The sequence below is a fragment of the Lascolabacillus massiliensis genome, from assembly GCF_001282625.1.
GTDB lineage: Bacteria > Bacteroidota > Bacteroidia > Bacteroidales > Dysgonomonadaceae > Proteiniphilum > Proteiniphilum massiliensis.
The window spans coordinates 210,931-231,742 of the sequence record NZ_CTEJ01000001.1 but is presented as its reverse complement, the minus strand read 5'-3'; the positions used below and the strand labels follow the sequence as shown (position 1 = coordinate 231,742).

16 protein-coding genes and 2 tRNA genes are annotated in these 20,812 nt (G+C 37.0%); 6 read left to right on the top strand and 12 right to left on the bottom strand.

The features are described from left to right. Positions 1-18: 18 nt before the first annotated feature. The gene (recO, locus tag BN1354_RS00960) at positions 19-741 is read right to left on the bottom strand and encodes a DNA repair protein RecO (protein WP_045090144.1); all 723 of its coding nucleotides are present in this window, start codon (positions 739-741) and stop codon (positions 19-21) included. A 128-nt stretch (positions 742-869) separates the two neighbouring features. Further along, entirely contained in the window at positions 870-1,220 is a 351-nt protein-coding gene (gene rplS, locus BN1354_RS00955; RefSeq protein WP_045090145.1) for a 50S ribosomal protein L19, read from the bottom strand. A 216-nt stretch (positions 1,221-1,436) separates the two neighbouring features. Between rplS and BN1354_RS00950 the strand changes: the two genes are divergently transcribed. The 4 genes from BN1354_RS00950 (at position 1,437) to aroB (ending at position 7,145) form a co-directional block, all read left to right on the top strand. Then, the gene (locus BN1354_RS00950) at positions 1,437-2,189 is read left to right on the top strand and encodes a 5'-nucleotidase C-terminal domain-containing protein (RefSeq protein WP_053825968.1); all 753 of its coding nucleotides are present in this window, start codon (positions 1,437-1,439) and stop codon (positions 2,187-2,189) included. Positions 2,190-2,200: 11 nt separating this feature from the next. Continuing rightward, the gene (locus BN1354_RS00945; protein ID WP_053825967.1) at positions 2,201-3,043 is read left to right on the top strand and encodes a bifunctional metallophosphatase/5'-nucleotidase; all 843 of its coding nucleotides are present in this window, start codon (positions 2,201-2,203) and stop codon (positions 3,041-3,043) included. A gap of 71 nt (positions 3,044-3,114) precedes the next feature. Continuing rightward, positions 3,115-6,090: a serine hydrolase domain-containing protein gene (locus BN1354_RS00940; protein WP_053825966.1), complete on the top strand. Its 2,976-nt coding sequence runs from the start codon at positions 3,115-3,117 to the stop codon at positions 6,088-6,090. Then, positions 6,090-7,145 carry a 3-dehydroquinate synthase gene (gene aroB, locus BN1354_RS00935; protein ID WP_053825965.1) on the top strand — a complete coding sequence of 352 codons (1,056 nt, stop codon included), beginning with the start codon at positions 6,090-6,092 and terminating at the stop codon, positions 7,143-7,145. Before BN1354_RS00940 ends, aroB begins: the two co-directional genes overlap by 1 nt. Here the strand turns inward: aroB and BN1354_RS00930 are convergent. Genes BN1354_RS00930 through BN1354_RS00920 form a run of 3 tightly spaced genes read right to left on the bottom strand, consistent with a single transcriptional unit; the run spans position 7,140 to position 10,335 of the window. Then, on the bottom strand, positions 7,140-8,222 hold the full coding sequence (locus BN1354_RS00930) for a glycosyltransferase family protein (RefSeq protein WP_045090150.1): 1,083 nt from the start codon (positions 8,220-8,222) through the stop codon (positions 7,140-7,142). The two genes, aroB and BN1354_RS00930, sit on opposite strands and share 6 nt — an antisense overlap. 11 nt (positions 8,223-8,233) lie before the next feature. Beyond that, complete coding sequence (locus BN1354_RS00925; protein WP_053825964.1) at positions 8,234-9,577, bottom strand: dihydroorotase; 1,344 nt, start codon at positions 9,575-9,577, stop codon at positions 8,234-8,236. Further along, positions 9,577-10,335: a polyprenol monophosphomannose synthase gene (locus BN1354_RS00920; protein ID WP_053825963.1), complete on the bottom strand. Its 759-nt coding sequence runs from the start codon at positions 10,333-10,335 to the stop codon at positions 9,577-9,579. The genes BN1354_RS00925 and BN1354_RS00920 overlap by 1 nt, the downstream gene beginning before the upstream one ends. Before the next feature lie 132 nt (positions 10,336-10,467). Between BN1354_RS00920 and BN1354_RS00915 the strand changes: the two genes are divergently transcribed. Beyond that, a tRNA-Met gene (locus tag BN1354_RS00915) sits at positions 10,468-10,539 on the top strand. A 61-nt stretch (positions 10,540-10,600) separates the two neighbouring features. On the opposite strand, the gene BN1354_RS00910 is transcribed toward BN1354_RS00915, so the two are convergent. From BN1354_RS00910 to BN1354_RS00895, 4 genes are all read right to left on the bottom strand, one after another. Continuing rightward, complete coding sequence (locus BN1354_RS00910) at positions 10,601-12,895, bottom strand: GH92 family glycosyl hydrolase (RefSeq protein WP_045090153.1); 2,295 nt, start codon at positions 12,893-12,895, stop codon at positions 10,601-10,603. Positions 12,896-12,933: 38 nt separating this feature from the next. Then, positions 12,934-14,391 (bottom strand): glycoside hydrolase family 125 protein, encoded by a 1,458-nt coding sequence (locus BN1354_RS00905; RefSeq protein WP_045090154.1) that lies wholly within the window; start codon positions 14,389-14,391, stop codon positions 12,934-12,936. A gap of 122 nt (positions 14,392-14,513) precedes the next feature. Then, complete coding sequence (locus tag BN1354_RS00900) at positions 14,514-14,990, bottom strand: Lrp/AsnC ligand binding domain-containing protein (protein WP_045090155.1); 477 nt, start codon at positions 14,988-14,990, stop codon at positions 14,514-14,516. A 147-nt stretch (positions 14,991-15,137) separates the two neighbouring features. Further along, a complete protein-coding gene (locus tag BN1354_RS00895; RefSeq protein ID WP_053825962.1) occupies positions 15,138-16,382 on the bottom strand; it encodes a DUF1015 domain-containing protein in 1,245 nt (414 codons plus the stop codon). A 150-nt stretch (positions 16,383-16,532) separates the two neighbouring features. Between BN1354_RS00895 and BN1354_RS00890 the strand changes: the two genes are divergently transcribed. Continuing rightward, on the top strand, positions 16,533-17,033 hold the full coding sequence (locus BN1354_RS00890) for a DMP19 family protein (RefSeq protein WP_053825961.1): 501 nt from the start codon (positions 16,533-16,535) through the stop codon (positions 17,031-17,033). On the opposite strand, the gene BN1354_RS00885 is transcribed toward BN1354_RS00890, so the two are convergent. From BN1354_RS00885 to BN1354_RS00875, 3 genes are all read right to left on the bottom strand, one after another. Beyond that, entirely contained in the window at positions 17,024-18,601 is a 1,578-nt protein-coding gene (locus BN1354_RS00885; RefSeq protein WP_053825960.1) for an ADP-ribosylglycohydrolase family protein, read from the bottom strand. The two genes, BN1354_RS00890 and BN1354_RS00885, sit on opposite strands and share 10 nt — an antisense overlap. 300 nt (positions 18,602-18,901) lie before the next feature. Beyond that, a tRNA-Pro gene (locus tag BN1354_RS00880) sits at positions 18,902-18,976 on the bottom strand. 185 nt (positions 18,977-19,161) lie between these two features. Beyond that, positions 19,162-20,805 (bottom strand): glycoside hydrolase family 31 protein, encoded by a 1,644-nt coding sequence (locus tag BN1354_RS00875; protein ID WP_231623057.1) that lies wholly within the window; start codon positions 20,803-20,805, stop codon positions 19,162-19,164. Between the last annotated feature and the right edge of the window lie 7 nt (positions 20,806-20,812).

Below are 20,812 nucleotides of genomic sequence, written 5' to 3'. Positions count from 1 at the left end.
AATATCTTACCCGTTCTATCAAACCATTTCTCGTAATATTTCCAGAGATTTAAGCTTTGGGAACTCATATAAATGTAATCTGTAGTATTCAATCAGATAATCCAATATCATATTTCTGTTCTCTCGAGACAGCTTAAACAGGTGCATATTCCCATAGTTCATACGTTGCAAATGGACTAAGTAAGAACACTGCATTCTATTAAGATAGTGTTTATGAGAAGGCGCACTACTTATAAACTCTCCATTAATCAGATCAAAATAGCCATAATTATACAAGTTTTCCCAATTTGGATAAATACCTGTAAAACGAGTCAAACCTATTATAAATGCAATATGAAAATTTGCAACACCTTTTTTTGCAGCCTCAAGCGCTTCCACAGAATTCTTTATATAATCAAAAGTTAATTCATTATTATCCGATTCTTTAAGAACACGCATTAAAAACTCAGAGAGAAAAAAAGCAAGTGACACTTTAATCATATTATTGCAAATATCATACAAAGGGAACTGTCTCTCTGCATCTTTCAATTTGTGTACATCGCGCAGGGGTATATGCTCAACTTCAAGATTAAGTACTGAAAGAGGGAAGAAAAGAGATGTTTTTATTTTTGCTTTTTTACTATTCGATAGAGGTAACAGGTAAGACACAGTCCCAAAATTACGAGTAAATATTCTTACAATTGAATATCGGTCACTATATTTTGAAGATCCAAGTACTATTCCCTCTGTCTTATGCAGCATATTTTGATTGATTAATAGTATGATTGTGTCGGCGGTAAAGTTAAACAATAAAATTTCTCTGTTTAAAAAGAAGCATAAAAAAAGCTCCGAGAAACCGGAGCATTTTTATTTCGTTAGTAAGCGGAGTATTAATAACCTTTTTTCTTAATACGTGCAGCTTTACCACGTAAGCTACGAAGATAGTAAAGTTTAGTTCTGCGAACTTTACCTTGACTGTTAAGAGTAATACTGTCAATAAAAGGTGAGTTAATTGGGAAAATACGTTCTACCCCAATATTGTCAGACATTTTTCTAACGGTGAAACGTTTATTTTCACCCTGACCTGATATTTTAATTACAACTCCGCGATATTGCTGAATACGCTCCTTGTTACCCTCTGCAATACGATAAGCTACTGTAATCGTATCACCACTTTTAAATTTTGGGAATTCTTTCTTTTCTTTTGCGAAAGCTTCTTCCGCTACTTTTATTAAGTCCATCGTTTTCAATGCTTTATGTTAATAATTAACCCTGTTTAAACCCAATATAACGAATTAATTTCGACAGAGATTGAGCAAAGCGGTTGCAAAGGTAGCAATTTTTATTTTAATTTCCATCTAAAACAATATTTAATGTTTATTCTATTTTTGCTCTTGATACAATAGAGAAAAAAACGTATTTTTGAAATTTCATACACCAAAATAGAAATAAATCGAATGAATATCAAGACAATATGGATTGTCTTCCTGGCAATCTCTCTGCTATCATGCAAATCACAATATCAAATAGCAGAAATTAATGGCACCTTAATAGAGGTTGACTCAACATTTGACAATCAGTCAAATTCAAAAATGCACAACCTGGTCAACACATACAAAACCGACCTGGATCTGGAGATGAATGAAGTCATAGGAAATTCATTTGAACAAATGGACTACAAGCGACCCGAAAGTTTGCTTACAAATTTCACTTCTGATGTAATGAAAAAGTATGGCGATGAACATCTTCCCGGTGGTGCAGATATTGGAGTGATGAACGTTCACGGTCACAGGGCCAACATGCCCAAAGGAGCTATTACAGTAGGTAACCTATATGAAATATACTCATTCGACAATACTATTACATTTCTTGAGTTAAAGGGAGTAGACCTGAAGAGAATGTTTGATGCATATGCAAGAATCGGAGGTGCAGGCATCTCATCTAATGTTAAACTTAAAATTGAAAACAGCAAAGTAAAAAGTGTCACAGTTGATGGCAAACCAATTGATAATGATAAGATTTACAAAATAGTAACACTTGATTATCTTGCAGGAGGTAACGATAATATGAGTGCCTTCCTCGATGCAGTATCAACAACCGATACAGGAGTTACATTACGAGATATTATGATTGATTGGGTAAGAGAACAAACACGTCAGGGAAATGAGATTAAATCAGTTCTTGATGGTCGTATTGAGGTAATTGAATAAACAGGAAAAATATGAAAACTAATATACAATATTATATAATTTGCTTACTGTTAACCATAAGCTGCAACGCTTACTCTCAAAAAAACCTGGTGATACTTCACACAAACGATACTCACAGCCGGATTGAACCACTTCCTGAAACTGACAGGACATCCCCTGGTAAGAGTGGTGTTGTCAGACGTGCAGAATTAATAGATCAGATAAGGAAAGAAAACAAGAATGTACTACTTTTTGATGCTGGAGACTTTCTTCAGGGCACACCCTACTTCAACCTTTTTAAGGGGGAAGTTGAGGTTAAAGCTATGAATCTCATGGGATACGATGCCGCCACATTAGGCAATCATGAGTTTGATTATGGATTAGAAATACTTGAAAAAGTTGTTCGTGAAGCAAACTTTCCTATTGTTTCCAGTAATTACGACTTCTCACAAACCGCTCTGAAGAATCTTATTAAACCATTCATTATTTTAAAAAAAGATGGAGTAAGGATAGGAGTTATCGGAATTAATATACAACCAAGAGGTTTAATTGCAGCTGGTAATTATGAAGGAATGAAATACCTGGACCCTGTCAAGACTGCAAATGAAATAGCAGAACTGCTTACTACAAAGTATAAATGCGACATGATTGTATGTCTTTCTCACCTGGGATATAATGCAGATCTCAATCTGGCTGAATCCACAAAAGGCATCGATTTAATTGTCGGTGGTCACAGTCACACCTACATGAAAGAGCCTGCAACAAGGAAAAACCTGGATAATAAAGAAGTTACAATATTTCAGACTAACGGAAGAGGCGTATATGTTGGCAGATTGGATATCGAACTTAAAAAAGTAAAGGGGAACAAAAGATAAATTATTTACTTTAACAGGAAAATTATAGGTGATAGAGTAAAAGTTATATTTTGAAAAAGCCCAATAGATTTATGACTAAAAGAACAGCACTACTTTTTATAATAAGCTTGTGTACTTTTATCACTTCGGCACAAGTAACAACTAACCTTTACAAGCAATCAGATCAGAAAGCAGTTGACCACTGGGTAGACTCAGTATATTCTACTATGTCACTTGACGAAAAAATTGGTCAGCTTTTTATGCCAATTGTTGAGTCTCGAAACGACTGGAAGCCAAGGATTGCAGGATATATTCAAAATCAGAAAGTTGGCGGATTATTATTTTCAAAAGGAACACTCTCTCAGCAGGCAAGTATAACTAATTATGCACAAGAGCTTAGTAAAGTTCCATTATTCATCTCTCTTGATGGTGAGTGGGGGTTATCAATGCGAATACAGGATGCTCCTTCATTTCCAAGGAATATGATAATTGGTGCAATTCAGGATGAAAAAATAGTTGAGCTATATGGGTCTGAAGTTGCCCGTCAATGTAAAGAGATGGGAATTCACATAAATTTTGCTCCGGTAATTGATGTGCACAGTAACCCTGCCAATCCGATTATTGGCAACAGATCATTTGGAGAGAATCCTGATAACGTTTCAAGAAAAGGAATAGCCTATGCAATGGGATTGGAGAGCAATGGCGTTATATCAGTCGCAAAACATTTCCCTGGTCATGGTGATACATCAGAGGACTCACATAAAACTTTGCCTGTAATAACACATAACAAAGCAAGAATAGAACAGTTTGAATTATACCCTTTCCGTAAGTATATCAATGCAGGCTTATCAGGAATAATGACAGGGCACCTCGACGTACCCGCACTGAATACCAAGGGCCTTCCGGCAAGCCTGTCACCTGAGGTAGGCATCAAACTTCTTAAAGAAGAGATGGGATACACTGGTTTAACATTTACAGACGGGATGGCAATGAAAGGGGTATCTACTCAAAATGAAGCAAGCGTAAAGGCTATTCTTGCCGGGAATGATATCATACTTGGAGTCATAAATCAGAAAAACGAGTTTGAATCGGTAAAGAAAGCGGTTGAAGAAGGCAGAATCCCTACTTCGATGCTTGAAGAAAAAGTACGTAAGATTCTCACTTACAAATTCATCGCCGGTGCACATAAGTTTACACCAATAAACACATCTCATGTCAGAAATGCTGTAAATTCATCCCAGGCTGAGTGGACGCAAAGAAAAATTTATGATGGAGCTGTCACGCTCTTAAAAAACAACAATAACTTAGTTCCAATTACAGAACTGCATAAAAGAAATATAGCATCAGTTACAATAGGTGCACCAGCATCAAACACTTTCCAAAAGTACCTTAAAAAATATGGTGAAGTTACCTCTTATCAGGTACAGTCACCTGCAGATGCAACCAAGATAATTGACCTAAATAAACATAACCTGATAATAATTTCAATTCATTCAGACAAGATCAGTGATATAGCATCACTTCAAATACCTACAAGCAGCAAACAGATTATTTTTGTTCTTTTCACCTCACCTTACAATCTGAGTAAATTTAGTTCTGCAACAGATAAAGCTAACGCAGTAATTGTTGCCTATGATAATTCTGAGTTCGCTCAGATGAGTGTTGCCCAGGGAATATTCGGAGGTATAAGAATGACAGGGAAGCTGCCTGTTTCATCCGGAAATTTCAAGGAGGGTACAGGTATAGATACAGAAAAGATACGACTGAGTTACTCTTTACCTGAGGAGGTTGGACTCAAATCAGAATTATTTGACAATATAGAAAATATTGCACTGGAGGGTATACGCCAGAGAGCATATCCGGGATGTCAGATATTAGTAGCAAAAGATGGTGTAATAATCTACGAAAGGGAGTTTGGTAAGCTGAGTTACGGAGAGAGTCCTGATGTTACAAGCGAAACAGTCTATGACCTAGCTTCAGTAACAAAAGCATCAGCTACACTCCCTGCTGTAATGAAGCTTTATGATGAGAAAAAGTTAGCACTTCAAGATAACCTGGGAAAATTCGTCAAAGAGACCAAGGGTTCTAATAAAGAAAATATTCGAATTAGATCTTTACTTTTACATGAAACAGGAATTGTATCATTCATCCCCTATTACGTAACCGCAATAGATAAAAACAGTTATACAGGTTCTCTTTTCGGATCACGTTCCAATACTTTTCATGCCCATTATGCAGGAGCATGGGGACGCACCGACTACAAGTTCTATCCTGATATGATCTCTTCTAAAGCATCAGATGAATTTTATATGCCTGTTGCAGAAAACATGTATGCAAGCGACAAAATGCATTCTGCACTTCTTAAAGAAGTTATTGACACACCACTGCAGAGAGTTGGTCAGTACCGCTACAGTTGTCTTAATTTTATGCTGCTAAAAGAGACTGTTGAAAATATTTCAGGCGTAGACCTCAACAATTTTGTTCAAAACAATTTTTATGACAAACTTGGCTCAGTTTCTACTACTTTCCAACCTCTGAAATATATGTCTGCCGACATAATTGCGCCAACTGAAAATGATCCTTTTTTCCGTAAACAACATCTAAGGGGTTATGTGCATGACGAGGGTGCAGCACTTTTTGGTGGCATATCAGGTAATGCGGGACTATTTTCAAATGCCAATGATCTGGCTAAGCTTTATCAAATGTGGTTAAACAAAGGTGAATATGGTGGTGAACGCTTTTTAAGCAAGGAGACAGTTGAACTGTTCACTACTGCAAAGAGCAGTATCAGCAGAAGGGGAATGGGTTTTGATAAGCCGGACCCCAGGAACTCAAAAGCAAATCCAACCAGTCCCGGCACCCCAATTGAAGTATATGGTCATACAGGTTTTACTGGCACCTGCTTTTGGGTAGATCCAACAAACAATATGATATATATATTTCTATCTAACAGAGTGAATCCAGCCAGGTCTCCTGACAGACTATCTTCGCTCGAAATCAGGGAAAGAATTCAGGAAGAGCTTTATCAAGCACTTGATAATAAAAAAAATAGTGAAATATCTAAGTAATGCAGCAAATAATAAAAAGTGACAATATAATAGAGGATATAGAGAAAGCGGTAAGAAGTATCAATTATGACAAACTTTACCTTCTGACTGATCAAAATACAGTAATCAACTGTTACCCTCTTATCGAAAAAAGTAGAATCATTCAAGAAGCAGTCAACATCTCAATTCCGGCAGATGACACCAATAAAACTGTTGAGAATTTGTGTAAAGTATGGAGAGTTCTCACCGAAAAGGGTGCCACCCGCCACTCACTGCTTATAAACCTGGGAGGGGGTATGGTTACCGATCTTGGAGGATTTGCTGCGGCAACTTTCAAAAGAGGTATAAAATATATAAATATACCAACAACGTTGCTTGGAGCTATAGATGCGGCTGTTGGAGGAAAAACAGGTATTAATTTCGGAGGATATAAAAATGAGATAGGCTCTTTTTACCCTGCCGATTATGTAATTATATCTACCGATTTTTTTCACTCACTTGGTCACAAAGGCATCCTTTCAGGCTATGCTGAAATGATTAAACATGCTCTTATACACTCTGAATCTGACTTGCAAGAGATCCTATCATTCCCTCTCAACGATATCGATTACTCAAGACTGAACGAACTTGTATTCCGATCTGTTGGAATAAAAAGAGAGATTGTTGAAAAGGATCCATTCGAGAAAAACATAAGAAAAGCTTTAAACCTGGGACATACAACTGCACATGCATTCGAAAGTTTTGCCATTTCAAAAAGCAGCCCAATTCTCCACGGTTATGCAGTAGCTTGGGGTATCATAGTTGAGCTATATCTCTCACACAGATTATGTGGCTTTCCAAAAGATAAACTTCAGGAGACAGTACGATTCATACAACAGAACTACGGTGCTTTTGATATCACATGCGACAACTATGAACAGTTGTATGAAATAACCGGTCACGACAAGAAAAATCAAGGTGGTATAATCAATTTCACACTTCTCTCAGATATCGGCACTGTTCAGATTGATCAAACTGCAGATAAAGAGTTGTTTTTTGAAGCTCTGGATTTTTACAGGGACTCGGTAGGGTTATAACTGTTCACCTGTTATTTCTTTAATGTAGATCTCTTCTGCTTTATGTACCCAATTGCGGAATTTCTCATCGGGTGAATATTTAGGTATAAAGTTAATCAGCTCATCAAGATTAAACTTTTTGCCAGTCACACCTGCACCTGAGAGTCCCGCATCATAAGCATTAAACTCCTGTTCAACATGCACAGGAATCATCAATATTGGTTTTCTGAAATAAAGTGCCTCACACACAGATTCAAAGCCGGAGGTAGTAGCATACGCTTTACTGCCCGCCATACTTTGTAAGAAGTTATTATCATTCAGAGTGTAAAGAATAAAATTCTCATCAATCTTTGTCACTTCTTCAGCATCTTTTTTATCCCAGAAAAATCTCAAAGGTATATCCGGATTTTTAATATGCCAGTTAAATACCTCATCATAAAATCCGGTATTTAACATATAACCATGTATGTAATCACCTTCAGAAGGTTTAATACTAAAAACTTCAGAGCGTAGAAGTGGTGGTACTGTTTTCACTTTCCCTGAGCAGGGAATATCACGAAATGAGAGTGCCAGTATTTTTGATGCTCTGCGTGAAGTAATTCTCGAGAGCATTCTAAGCAGATAATATTTCACATCCTGCTCTCTGGATGTTTTATAATTATTATTCAACAATATATACTGGTGTGCCAGACATATCATAGGGATTCCCAGCTTTCTATCAGGCTTATAAATTTGATAAACCATCCCTGTGATCATCTCATAAAAGTTAATCACAACATCAGGTCTAATCTCCTCAATTTTATCCCTTACCAATTGTAAACTCTTCCTGTATATAAAGGGACGGGAAAAGTTGTTCAGCACACTCAAAAAAATATTTGGCTTCTTATCTTTATAGAATGATGTAAAATTAGGACTACTATATTCATACACTGGTGCCTGAATCTTTTCTTTGAAAAATGAAGGTATCTGCCTGGATTCACTTGTACCTACCAGTACAGCTGCAACTTCATGCCCATGCTTTCTGAGAATAGCTGAAAGCGATAAGGCCTGTGTATAATGCCCTCTGCCCTCACCCTGAACAGTAAACAAAAATTTCACTTGAAAAGGTTTTAATAATTTTCAAACTCGAGTGCTTTACCGAATAGTTTTTCAGAAACTACACCATCTTCAAAAGCAATCTGACCGTTTATAAATGTTTTATTAATTGAATTATGGAATGTCTCACCTTCAAACGGTGACCATCCACATTTATATAAGATATTTTTATCAGTTACAGTATATGTCTCAGAAGGGTCAATAAGAACAAGATCTGCATAATAACCTTTACGAATAAAACCGCGACCCTTCACACCAAAAAGTTTAGCAGGTGCATGACACATCTTTTCCACTATAAACTCCTTAGTGAATAACCCTTCGTGAGCAAGCTCCAACATAACCTGCAAAGAATGCTGAACCAATGGTCCTCCCGATGCAGCCTGCAAACATCCTCCCTCTTTCTCACTTAATAAATGAGGAGCATGATCTGTAGCGACCACATCAAGTTTTCCAGTAATCAATGCTTCGCGAATTGCGTTTCTGTCTTCGACCGACTTTACAGCCGGATTCCATTTTATTTTTGTTCCAAGTCTTTCATAATCCTTGTCTGTAAACCAGAGATGATGAACACAAACCTCACCTGTAATTTTTTTGTCCTCCAAAGGTGAATTACTCAACAAACTCATCTCAAGGGCAGTTGACAAGTGTAAAACATGAAGTCTGGAACCATATTTATCAGCAAGTTCAATTGCCTGTGCAGAGGATTGATAGCAAGCTTCCGCACTTCTTATTATAGGGTGATACTTAATAGGAATATTCTCACCAAATTTCTTTTTATAAATATCTACGTTATCTCGAATAATCTCCTCTTTCTCACAATGAGTAGCAATAAGAGAGTCCACCTCAGCAAATATTTGCTGCAGTGCTCTCTCATTATTTACCAGCATGTTGCCTGTAGAAGCACCCATAAATACCTTTACCCCGCACACATACTTTTTATCAATTTTTTTTAGTTCAGAAATATTGTCGTTGGTCGCACCAAGATAAAACGAAAAATTAGAAGCAGATTTCTCTGCTGCCATTTCTAATTTTCTAAAAAGATCATCATTAGTTATAGTCTGCGGTTTTGTATTAGGCATCTCCATATATGAGGTTACTCCACCTGCAACACCAGCCCTGCTTTCAGTGTAGAAATCACCCTTGTGGGTAAGTCCCGGATCCCTGAAATGAACCTGATCATCAATAACACCCGGCATAAGATACAACCCACGTGCATCAATAACTTTATTACATGAATTAAATATACCTTCTGGTACATCATCTCTGAAAATTTCAGAAATTTTCTCCCCTTCAATTAATACAGAGCCAATAAAAGAACTGCCCTCATTTATTATTGTAGCTTTATTTATCAGTATCATCACTCACCACTTACTAATTTGACTTTTGGTTTTATTTTTCCAGTAAAACTACGCCAGCGTAAAATAATAACTCCAAAAAAAGCCTCCCCGAAAATACTAGTATTCATTTTTGACGTTCCCAATCGTCTGTTTACAAATATCACCGATACCTCTTTAACTTTAAAACCAAGGTAAGAAGCTGAATATTTCATCTCAATCTGAAATGCATAGCCCTTGAATTTGATATTATCAAGATCTATTGTTTCGAGAACTTTTCTCCTGTAACAAACAAACCCGGCTGTTGTATCATGAACTTTCAGACCAGTGATAATCCTCACATATTTAGATGCGAAATAGGACATAAGAACCCTCCCCATTGGCCAGTTAACAACATTCACACCTGTTGAGTAACGCGATCCAACAGAAACATCATATCCTTCGTCATGACATGCTGAGTATAATCTGGGAAGATCATTCGGATCATGAGAAAAATCAGCATCCATCTCAAATATATATTCATAAGAACGTGCCAATGCCCATTTGAATCCGTGAATGTAAGCAGTACCCAGTCCCATTTTCCCTTTTCTCTCTTCTATAAATAGTTTGTCTGAGAACTCATCTGATATAAGTCGATGTACAATATTCGCCGTACCATCAGGTGATCCATCATCAATAACCAGTATATGAAACTGCTTTTCAAGATTAAATACCGTTCGTATTATACTCTCGATATTTTCTTTCTCGTTGTAAGTTGGAATAATTACTAAACTATCAGACATCCTTTTTTAATTTTGTATCAAATGTAGTGTTTTCCAGTGGAACTTCAAGGATAAATAAAAAAGATTCGCTTAGATTTTGTTTTTATGAAATCTTTTTCTATCTTTGCACTCCCATTAGGGAACAAACATTATCGCGGAGTGGAGCAGTGGTAGCTCGTTGGGCTCATAACCCAAAGGTCGTGGGTTCGAATCCTGCCTCCGCAACTATCAAAAAAAGACCGACTCATTTGAGCCGGTCTTTTTTTGTACTTACTTCCTGATATTACTATTTGTTTTCATTTGAAAAAGAATAAGGAGCATCAGACTTTTCAATACCTCTTGTCTTGTTAGGCTCTTCTGACATTGTAAAGTCAATAGTTGCACCATTCATTAGATAAGAATGGTTAAAGTAGTTCTTAGAGTAATCCTTACCATCCAGCTTGATATTCTTTACAAACCTTGTTTCATGCTTGTTACCCGGAGCATTTATTACTACCTTCTTTCCGTTCTCAAGATTTATCGTCATCTTCTCAAACAATGGCGAACCAATCACATATTCATCACTACCGGGACAAACAGGATAAAATCCCATAGATGAGAATACGTACCAGGCTGAAGTCTGACCGTTATCTTCATCACCACAGTAACCATCAGGAGTAGGTGCATATAGTTTATCCATCACCTCACGCAGCCAGTATTGGGCTTTCCATGGTTCAGCTGCATAGTTATATAGATATATCATATGCTGAATTGGCTGATTACCATGTGCATACTGACCCATATTCATTATCTGCATTTCACGAATCTCATGAATAACACCTCTATAATAGCTATCATCAAAAATTGGAGGCATAATGAATACCGAGTCTAACATCTTTACAAACTCTTTGTTTCCACCCATCAGGTCTATTAAACCTTGAACATCGTGGAAAACCGACCAAGTATAGTGCCAGCTGTTACCTTCTGTAAAAGCATCTCCCCATTTAGTAGGACTGAAAGGTGATTGGAAACTGCCATCCTTATTCTTTCCTCGCATCAATTTATGTTCTGGAGAATACAGATTTCTGTAATTCTGACTACGCTTAGCATATAAATCAATTTCACTTTGCGGTCTTTTAAGCTCTTTTGCAAGTCTGTAAATTGTCCAGTCTGCATACGCATATTCCAAAGTTCTTGCAGCATTCTCATTAATTTTCACATCATAAGGCACATATCCCAATGTATTATAATACTCATGACCACGTCTTCCTGTAGAAGAAACTCTTGGATGAACATTCTCGGTACCATGAATCATACCTTCATAAAGTGTTTCGATATCATAACCACGCAATCCCTTTAGGTAAGCATCCGCTACCACTGATGCTGAATTATTACCTATCATAATTCCTCTGTGTCCGGGACTAGCCCACTCAGGCAGGAATCCACTCTCTTTGTAAGTATTAACAAGACCTTCCTGTATTTCCTGATTTACTGACGGATACACAAGATTAAGCAATGGGAAGAGAGCACGGAACGTATCCCAGAAACCAGTGTCTGTATACATAAATCCTGGAAGTACTTCTCCGTTATATGGACTATAATGAACTACATTACCCTTAGCGTCGATTTCATAAAACTTACGTGGGAAAAGTGTTGATCTATATAATGTTGAATAGAATGTGCGCTGTTGGTCCAGATTTCCACCCTCTATTTCAATTCTTCCAAGAACATCATTCCATGAATCACGTCCCTCTTGTTTTACAGTGTCAAAATCCTTGCCGTCAACCTCTTTAAGGTTCAGCCAAGCCTGATCATAGCTTATAAAAGAAGAAGCAACTTTTGCTATCACCTTTTCACCTCTACCAGTTGAAAAACCAATAAATGCTCCTGTATGAGCCGCCTCTGCTTTGTTAACACCTTGTTGCAGAATGCTGTCACTTACTGTCAATGTATATTCGAAAGGTTTATCGAATACAACTACAAAGTAATTCTTGAAATTCTGAGGTACACCACCACTATTGCGAGTTGTGTAACCAATGATTGCATTTTTAGAAGGTATAATCTCTACAGAAGATCCTCTGTTAAATGCATCAACCAGAACAAATGCACTATCTGATTCAGGAAATGTAAACCTGAAAATAGCAGCACGTTCAGTTGGAGTAACTTCTGTGGTAATATCATAGTCAGCAAGGTAAGCACTGTAATAATATGGTTTTGCTATTTCAGCCTTGTGTGAATACCAGCTCGCTCTCTTTTCCTGATCAAACTCTACCTTATCGACCATTGGAAAAATTGAAAACTGACCATAATCGTTCATCCATGGACTTGGCTGATGAGTCTGTTTAAAACCATTAAGTTTATTATCAGTATAAACATACTGCCATCCATCACCAATTTTTCTAGTCTGTGGTGTCCAGAAATTCATTCCCCATGGTCTTGCAACTGCAGGATATGTATTTCCGTTAGATAAAGCAAACTCAGATTGTGTCCCCATGAGAATGTTTACATAATCAACAGGATCACTAAAAGATCCTGCTTTTAATTTACCTGTTGAAACAATAGTGAATAACACTATAGTAAAAACAAAAATAATTTTCTTCATGTTTTATTAATTTATTATTAAGTATTTATCGGTTATTATCATAAGCTATTTACCAGATCCATCCTGTTTTTGGATTCAAGATTCACTATTAGTTCTCCAAATAGTGTATTAACCCAGGCAAACCAACTTCTTGTAAATTTAGCAGGATCATCTTTATGGAATGACTCATGCATAAATCCTGTATTTGCATCTGTATCTCGCAACATTCTCAGGCAGTGCTTTATCTCCTCATCACTGTTACTTGTTTTTGCTCTCATAATAATACTCATTGGCCAGATCATGTCATAACCAATATGAGGTCCGCCAATACCTTCACCTGCAGTCCCTCTGAAGAAATAAGGATTATCTTCACTCAATACAAGTTTTCTGGTATTCTGATAGATTGGATCATTAACATCTATTGTATCAAGATAGGGCATAGCCAGCAAACTCGGCACATTAGCATCATCCATAAAATAAGCATTTCCGAAACCATCCACTTCAAAAGCATATACTTTACCATATTTTGGATGCTCAACTATTGCATATTTCCTGATTGCTTCTTCAACTTCATCAGCCAATTCGGTACATTTAGCAGCAAGTTCTGTATCATTAGTAACCTTTTGGGCTATCTCGGCAACCTGTCTAAGAGACGTAACTGCAAAAAGATTAGAAGGTACAAGAAACTGGAAAGTAGTTGCATCATCAGAAGGTCTGAAAGAAGATACAATCAAACCAACCGGATTAACGGGATTACCCCACCCATCATTGTTCAATGTATCCAGCTGTCTCTCTGTTTTTCTTTGAAATTTATACGGTCCGTTACCATCTTTTCTCTGCTGCTCCCTGAAAGTCTTTACAACCAGATTCATTGCTTTAGTCCAGTCAGCATCAAAAACGGAAGTATCACCTGTAGTTTTCCAGTAATTATAAGCAAGTCTGATAGGATAAGCAAGTGAATCAATTTCCCATTTTCGTTCATGTAACATAGGATTCATATCAGTCATATCGCTCATCCATTCGTTATCAGGTTTAGGCTCATTATTAAATGCATTGGCATATGGATCAATCAATATGCATTTTGTCTGGCGGTTAATTACACCGGCAATCATCTGTTTTAGCCTGTTATCCTGCTTAGAAAGAGGCATATATGGCCATACCTGTGCAGATGAGTCGCGTAGCCACATAGCATCTATATCACCAGTAATAACAAAAGTATCAGGTTTACCATTTAAAATGCTGAAGTTTACTGTTGTGTCCAATGTGTTTGGAAAACAGTTTTCGAACATCCATGCAAGTTTTTGATCTTTTATCTTAGACTTAACTCTTGTTATCGTCTGTTCAACTGCAACAGATGTGAAGTTGCGTTCTCCTGGTGCAGGACGTTTCGAGCTATATAATGCACTCTGACTCAGATTATTGAGACTAAGGCTTTCAGCAGCTGCTTTTTTTGGATTCACAGCAAATGCAGTTAATCCTGCAGCTGTTTTTTTAAGGAAGTTTCTACGTGTTGTCATAAATAGTATAATTTTAATATCTAATGCTTGGTTAAGCTTAACATAAAAAGAGACTAAAATAGCAGTTCTTGTGCAAATCCACAACTATTTTAGTCTCGCCAGCGTATGATTAGAATACCTGTCTAATCATTCCTCTCAACGATGCGTATTGGAAATTTCTTCCTGAATGCATCTTTAAAACTTATTAAAGTTTCTGTCCTAGACAATCCAAGAGGTTGTAACTCGTTGTGAATGATACGGAGCAGATCTTTATTATTCTTAGCGTAAACTTTTATCAGTAAATCATATTGCCCGGTAGTGTAGTAGCACTCTACCACTTCTGGGATTTTTTCAAGCTCTTTTACAACATAATCGAATGTAGAAGGAGATGTCAAAAATATACCTATAAAAGCGCAAGTCTCGAAACCAAGCTTTTCCGCCTCAATAATATATTCAGACCCCTTGATAACACCAAGATTTGTAAGTTTCTGAACCCTCTGATGAATGGCTGCACCCGAAACATTACAAGCACGTGCCACCTCCAAAAATGGAATACGTGCATTATCTACTATCATTTTGAGAATCTTCTCATCCAGTTCGTCTAAATCATGATGTGCCATACACTACTTTTAAATTGATATAAAAAAGGGTTATTATCTACAAAATTAAAATAAATGTTTCTTATTACAATAGAATTAAGGTATTAAATATAGTCGCCGGCAATAAATTAATTATACCGGCGACAATAATTATTATCTGTAAGTATATTAATCTTCGAGTAAATGTATAACCAGACCCGAACGTAGTTTAGGTTCAAACCAGGTGGTCTTTGGAGGCATGATATTTCCTGTATCCGCAATATCCATCAGCTGTTTCATGGAGACAGGGTAAAGAGCTAATGCAAGAGCCATCTCACCGCTGTCGACTCTCTCTTTCAATTCACCTAATCCTCTGATTCCACCAACAAAGTCAATTCTTTTATCGCTTCTCAAATCTTTAATACCCAGAATTTCATCAAGTATCAAATTGGAAGTTATAGTTACATCCAGCTGCCCTATTGGATCATTATCATCAAATGTACCGGGTTTTGCAGTTACACTAAATGACCTGCCATCAAGATAAATTGAGAAGTTATGCAGATTTTTTGGTCTTTGAATTTCAGAACCAGTTGGTTCGACTATAAAATTTCTTTCCAGTTTACTTATAAATTCGTCAGGAGTCAAACCATTCAGATCTTTTACAACACGATTATAATCGATAATTGTAAGTTGACTATCAGGGAAACATACAGCCATAAAATAGTTATATTCCTCATCACCCTTGTGATCCGGATTATTTTTAGCTTTCTCTGCTCCCACAAGCGCTGCTGCAGCAGATCTGTGGTGACCGTCAGCAATATATAGTGCCGGAATTGTTTCAAATATATCAGTTATCCTCTTGATATCATTATCATCCTTAACCAGCCAGAAGTGATGCCCCACTCCATCAACAGAGACGAAATCATACTCAGCCTTGCCCGAAATCACCTTTTCAACAATTGCATTGATCTCATCATTATCAGGATAAGAGAAGAATACCGGTTCCACGTTAGCATCAGTAATTCTTACATGCTTCATACGATCCTCTTCCTTATCGCGACGAGTTAGCTCATGTTTTTTGATAGCACCAGTCATATAATCTTCAACAGAAGCACCAAGCACGAGTCCGTATTGTGTTTTGCCATTCATGGTCTGAGCATACACATAATACATCTCCTTTTCGTCCTGAACCAGCCATCCGTTATCAATAAACTTAGCAAAATTTTCTGCTGCCTTCTCATAAACATCAGCATCATGTTCATCTTTCCCTACCGGAAAATCTATCTCCGGCTTAATGATATGATACAGTGATTTTTCGTTCCCCTCAGCCTCTTTTCTAGCCTCATCGGAATTAAGAACATCATAAGGACGTGATGCAACATCCTTCACCAATGCTTTTGGGGGACGCACACCCCTGAAAGGTTTTACCTTCATATAAAAGTTACATTTAAAAGTTTAAAAACAATCAAAAGGTTATTTATCACAAATGTAGTGATTTTATCCATAATAACCCGATAGTAAAAAGGAGATTTGAGGAAAAACAGTTACATTTGCTCACTCTATCAACAAACAAGACAAAGCCTTATGGTACAAATTGCAGAATCAAAAATAATTGAAGCCGCCGAAAAGGGAATGGATGAGTTCCTTAAAGTATTCACAGATGCTTACCTCGAAGAATTAGGAGGTGATATTACAAGCGAAAATATTGACAAGCTAAACGGCTATCAGCACACACTAATTGCGCTGAGGTTTTTCTCTGAAGAGATAAACGAAGGCGGTTTTGTTCAACTCATACAAAACGGCTACGGTGGATATGTACTTGATAATCCAACCGCTAAATCCCTGAAACTGATGGGAGCCAAAGGCTTATCTAAGATTCTGTATAAAGCCAAGGATATTTATGATGCCCACCGTGAAGAACTTGAGAGAGAAACAACTGAAGAGGAATTCATGGCTATGTATACAGAATTCGAACAGTTTGATGAGCTAGAAGAAAAATACTTCTATATTGAGGAAGAAGAAATAGCTATTGTTGCTCAGTATGTTGATGAGAATCTGGAAGATTTTGCGGAGATTCAAAAATAGACATTTGCTTCAGACTTATTAATAGAGTATGTAATTAAATCTCTGACATTTACATAATAATTATCCGGTATATATTTTGCTTTTAACGTGATCTTGTGTTCACCCTCGGTCAGGTCATAACTCCATACTACCTCATGACGGCGAATCAAAGATAGTGTGGGCATTTTTATTGTTTCAGTTAAAGCATCATCGATATAAAGCTCGAACTCAAGAACAGCATCCTCCTGCTTCCCTTCATAAGATGCATATCCGGTCAGAACAAATGCCGAGCCATTAAAATTGATATCTATTTCTTTTTGTGTCTGACTTAATCTTTTATTTAAACCTGCTCTCTCAATAGGATATACCCCCTCAAACCCCACTTCGAGAGGAACTGTTTCAGGCGACTGATATTTAATTATTACATCTTTATCAGTTTCTTCTCCACCATTTCTTTTTATTATTTCAATGGCTTGACTCATACCCTCTTCATAGACTTTATTAAGAGACATTTCGATGAACTGAAAATTCAAATCCTCCACTTTATCTAAACCTAACTTCCAATATTCAGGTATTGCATCATATCCAATCATTGTTCCCAAAATTCCCGCAGCATTTGCTGGATTACAGTCGGAATCATAACCACATCTTGTACTAATATCAATTGTTGCACCATAATCACCTTTCCCATATAATAATCCAATTACTATATATGCAGCATTAATTTTAGCATCAATATTAAATGGCATAAAAACTCCATCAGGGCAACCTATGTCATGTGTCCATCTCTTTTGAGCTTCAAACCATGCAAATTTCCAATCATCAGGATTGCTTTTATATGATTTTATAACATCATAGATGCATTGATAAAAATCACTTTGCTCCGGTATCACTTTCAATGCCTCCTCTACAATAAATTCAATATCATCATAAACAAAAGCTAAGGAGTACATAGCAGCAACATACATACCACCATAAAGACCATCTCCATAGTTCATGATTCTGCCTATTCTGTTACATATTTCAACTGCGGAATTTACCATTCCCGGAGACATAAGTCCGGCAAAATCTGCCTCAATCTGAAAATCTATATCATCTGCGTGGGGATTATTCTTCCAATACCCTGATTCTGGAGGCATTATACCATTCAATATATTATAGCGGGCTGCCTGATTTGCATGCCACAAAGGATATTCAGCATTAGCAAATGCAATAGCGTGTAATGAGTCAGGCGCATCAATACCATATTTCCGGAAAACATCAACAAAAGTCAAGTCCATATATACATCATCATACAAACCAGGTGAAATCTCATAATACCAAAGCATTCTTGTATCATCCCACGGTATAGGAATATGGTCATCAATCATTGTACCATTCCACTTGAATTCAGTTGGTCCCCCATATGTACATCCTATTACCTGACCAGCCCAACCACCTTTTATTTTATTTAGCAGCTCGGTTTTACTAATTTCTATCTCACTTGAACTGGTAATGCTTTTCGCCTTAGATTTGGAGTTTTCTGTTTTACAAGAGAAAAAAATCAAAACTGAAAATAGAGTAATTGAGAAGAGAAATATTTTTTTCATGATGGTATAAATTATGTCTGACAAATATATTTTTCGAATTTAACAGACCTTGCCTAAAAATAATTAACAGCATGGTTTATTAGAGCCTTAAACTGAAACTGTAAATTTATACAAAAACAACTTTATTTTAAAATTATTTCTTCAAACATCACAAGTTGTTTTACCACACATAAGTCGAACCATGCCTAAAGATTTAAAGTAATCCGAAATATTTAGCACAAATATTTGAAATGTTGTAGTTATGTTGTAGTTAAACAAAAAAGGAGTTATATCTTTCGATATAACTCCTTGATTTTCAAGTCGGGGTGGCGGGATTCGAACTCGCGACCCCCTGGTCCCAAACCAGGTACACTAACCGGACTGTGCTACACCCCGAGACTTTCAATAAAAAACGCATCAGAAATATCTGAATGCGGATGCAAAAGTACAACTTATTCTTTTAACAACAAACCTTTTTGGCATTTTTTATTTATAAAATCAGAAAAAACAATCACACCACTCTTTCACTAAGACATGAATGATGTGATTGATTGTTCTGTTTATGAATAAAAAGTAATGACTTAAAGCTTTCTAAACCACAGCAATTGATCTAATGGAACATCAAAAGAGAGAGTCTGTCCTCCTTCAATTATATCTCCATTGGCATCAACCCAATTACCCTCTGGTAATCTCACTTCTCTGCTATCTTCTGTGGTAATTATTGGGGCAACAAGAAAATTCTGACCTAACATGAACTGATCCTTGCAATCACCAAATCCTTGATCAGGAAACATAAACTCCATATTGGAGACTATTGGGAGGCCGGTTTTTGCACTCTCCTCGGCCAATTTGACTATTTCAGGAACAAATTTCTGTCGCAACTCAACAGCTTTTTTGACCGCACGAAAATGAACATCGTCAAGTATTCGCCATGGAGCTACTGAGAACTGCATCATTGGCATCAAGGCATGGCATTGTGCAGATCGTACAATTAGTTTAGGATCCAGCTTATCCGAGTCAACATCGATAAATGAACTGTAATCACCTCCACCTATCATATCAGGACAGGAGTATGAGTAGCCCAGCAATCCTGCAGTTGTGATATGTGGAATTAATAACTGTAAATCCTCCCATGTATGATGCTTATCACGAAGTCGCTCAACCAGTGGTTCATTACCCATTTTCCACATTGCTCGATATTCATTGAGAGGGTATTTCAGCCCCAATTCTCCCCATAGTCGTGCATGCTCATTTGAAGTGACATTTTTATATGATAAAACATTGTGTGTATAATACTCCGGATCTCCTGCATCGAGCTTGAATCCATCTATACCATACTCCAACATCATGAAATCGAGCTGCTCTTGAAACCATCCGAGTGCTTCGGGATTAGTGAAATCCATCACCATACTAAATCCATTCCACCATTCAACAATGGCCGGCTTTGTTGCCTTATCCCAGCTTAAATCTATGTTACCCATATTGTCCATAAGTACCCATTTGTTTTTCATCAAGAAACGTGCCTCTTCAGAGTCAGGTCGAATAAATGGGCATATCCAGATCATAACCTTGAATCCAAGACTGTGCAGTTCGTCCACCATAGCTTTGGCATCGGGAAAGCGATCTTTTCTGAATTCGAACCGGCCATAGTATGGTGCCCAGTTATCATCTATCATAAGTACACCTGGAGGGAATCCATTATCAATTATCTGATGTGCATAATCAAGAATATCCTTTTGATTTTGATTATAAATGAGTTCAATCCATGTGTTATATTGAGGACTGGTAAAAAGTAGCATTTCCGGAAGTTTATTTTTTGGGGGGAAATATTTGCCTGATGCTCCCAGATAGCCCTCTTTTAATGTATTACCATTTTTTTCAAGGTGAATTGGTTCACTATTTTCACTTATAACTATATGTTTTTCCCTAAATTCGAAAGCGAAAGGAGCTTCTGACCAAATATACCTTCCTTTATTGGAGATCAATAGTGGTGAAGCCTGATTCCCATAGGCATTACCATTAAGATTGGCTTTATAACCTTTTTCGAATGGCATTTTCTCACCCTCATTAACAGCTGCTCCATACCATAACTCATTCTCCTCAATTTCTATTATCTGGTTGTAGTCTGTCTGGTTTGCTGAGGTACAAAAAATTAACATCGATGTTAACATCAGCAATGTAGTAGTCTTTGCCAACATCGATAAACTTAGAATTCTTTTTAGCATAATTGTT

Bases quoted from the DNA above. Each gene is read 5' to 3' on its own strand.
- recO (WP_045090144.1), bottom strand. From the start codon at position 741: ATGCTGCATAAGACAGAGGGAATAGTACTTGGATCTTCAAAATATAGT.
- rplS (WP_045090145.1), bottom strand. From the start codon at position 1,220: ATGGACTTAATAAAAGTAGCGGAAGAAGCTTTCGCAAAAGAAAAGAAA.
- BN1354_RS00950 (WP_053825968.1), top strand. From the start codon at position 1,437: ATGAATATCAAGACAATATGGATTGTCTTCCTGGCAATCTCTCTGCTA.
- BN1354_RS00945 (WP_053825967.1), top strand. From the start codon at position 2,201: ATGAAAACTAATATACAATATTATATAATTTGCTTACTGTTAACCATA.
- BN1354_RS00940 (WP_053825966.1), top strand. From the start codon at position 3,115: ATGACTAAAAGAACAGCACTACTTTTTATAATAAGCTTGTGTACTTTT.
- aroB (WP_053825965.1), top strand. From the start codon at position 6,090: ATGCAGCAAATAATAAAAAGTGACAATATAATAGAGGATATAGAGAAA.
- BN1354_RS00925 (WP_053825964.1), bottom strand. From the start codon at position 9,577: ATGATACTGATAAATAAAGCTACAATAATAAATGAGGGCAGTTCTTTT.
- BN1354_RS00920 (WP_053825963.1), bottom strand. From the start codon at position 10,335: ATGTCTGATAGTTTAGTAATTATTCCAACTTACAACGAGAAAGAAAAT.
- BN1354_RS00910 (WP_045090153.1), bottom strand. From the start codon at position 12,895: ATGAAGAAAATTATTTTTGTTTTTACTATAGTGTTATTCACTATTGTT.
- BN1354_RS00905 (WP_045090154.1), bottom strand. From the start codon at position 14,391: ATGACAACACGTAGAAACTTCCTTAAAAAAACAGCTGCAGGATTAACT.
- BN1354_RS00900 (WP_045090155.1), bottom strand. From the start codon at position 14,990: ATGGCACATCATGATTTAGACGAACTGGATGAGAAGATTCTCAAAATG.
- BN1354_RS00895 (WP_053825962.1), bottom strand. From the start codon at position 16,382: ATGAAGGTAAAACCTTTCAGGGGTGTGCGTCCCCCAAAAGCATTGGTG.
- BN1354_RS00890 (WP_053825961.1), top strand. From the start codon at position 16,533: ATGGTACAAATTGCAGAATCAAAAATAATTGAAGCCGCCGAAAAGGGA.
- BN1354_RS00885 (WP_053825960.1), bottom strand. From the start codon at position 18,601: ATGAAAAAAATATTTCTCTTCTCAATTACTCTATTTTCAGTTTTGATT.
- BN1354_RS00875 (WP_231623057.1), bottom strand. From the start codon at position 20,805: ATGCTAAAAAGAATTCTAAGTTTATCGATGTTGGCAAAGACTACTACA.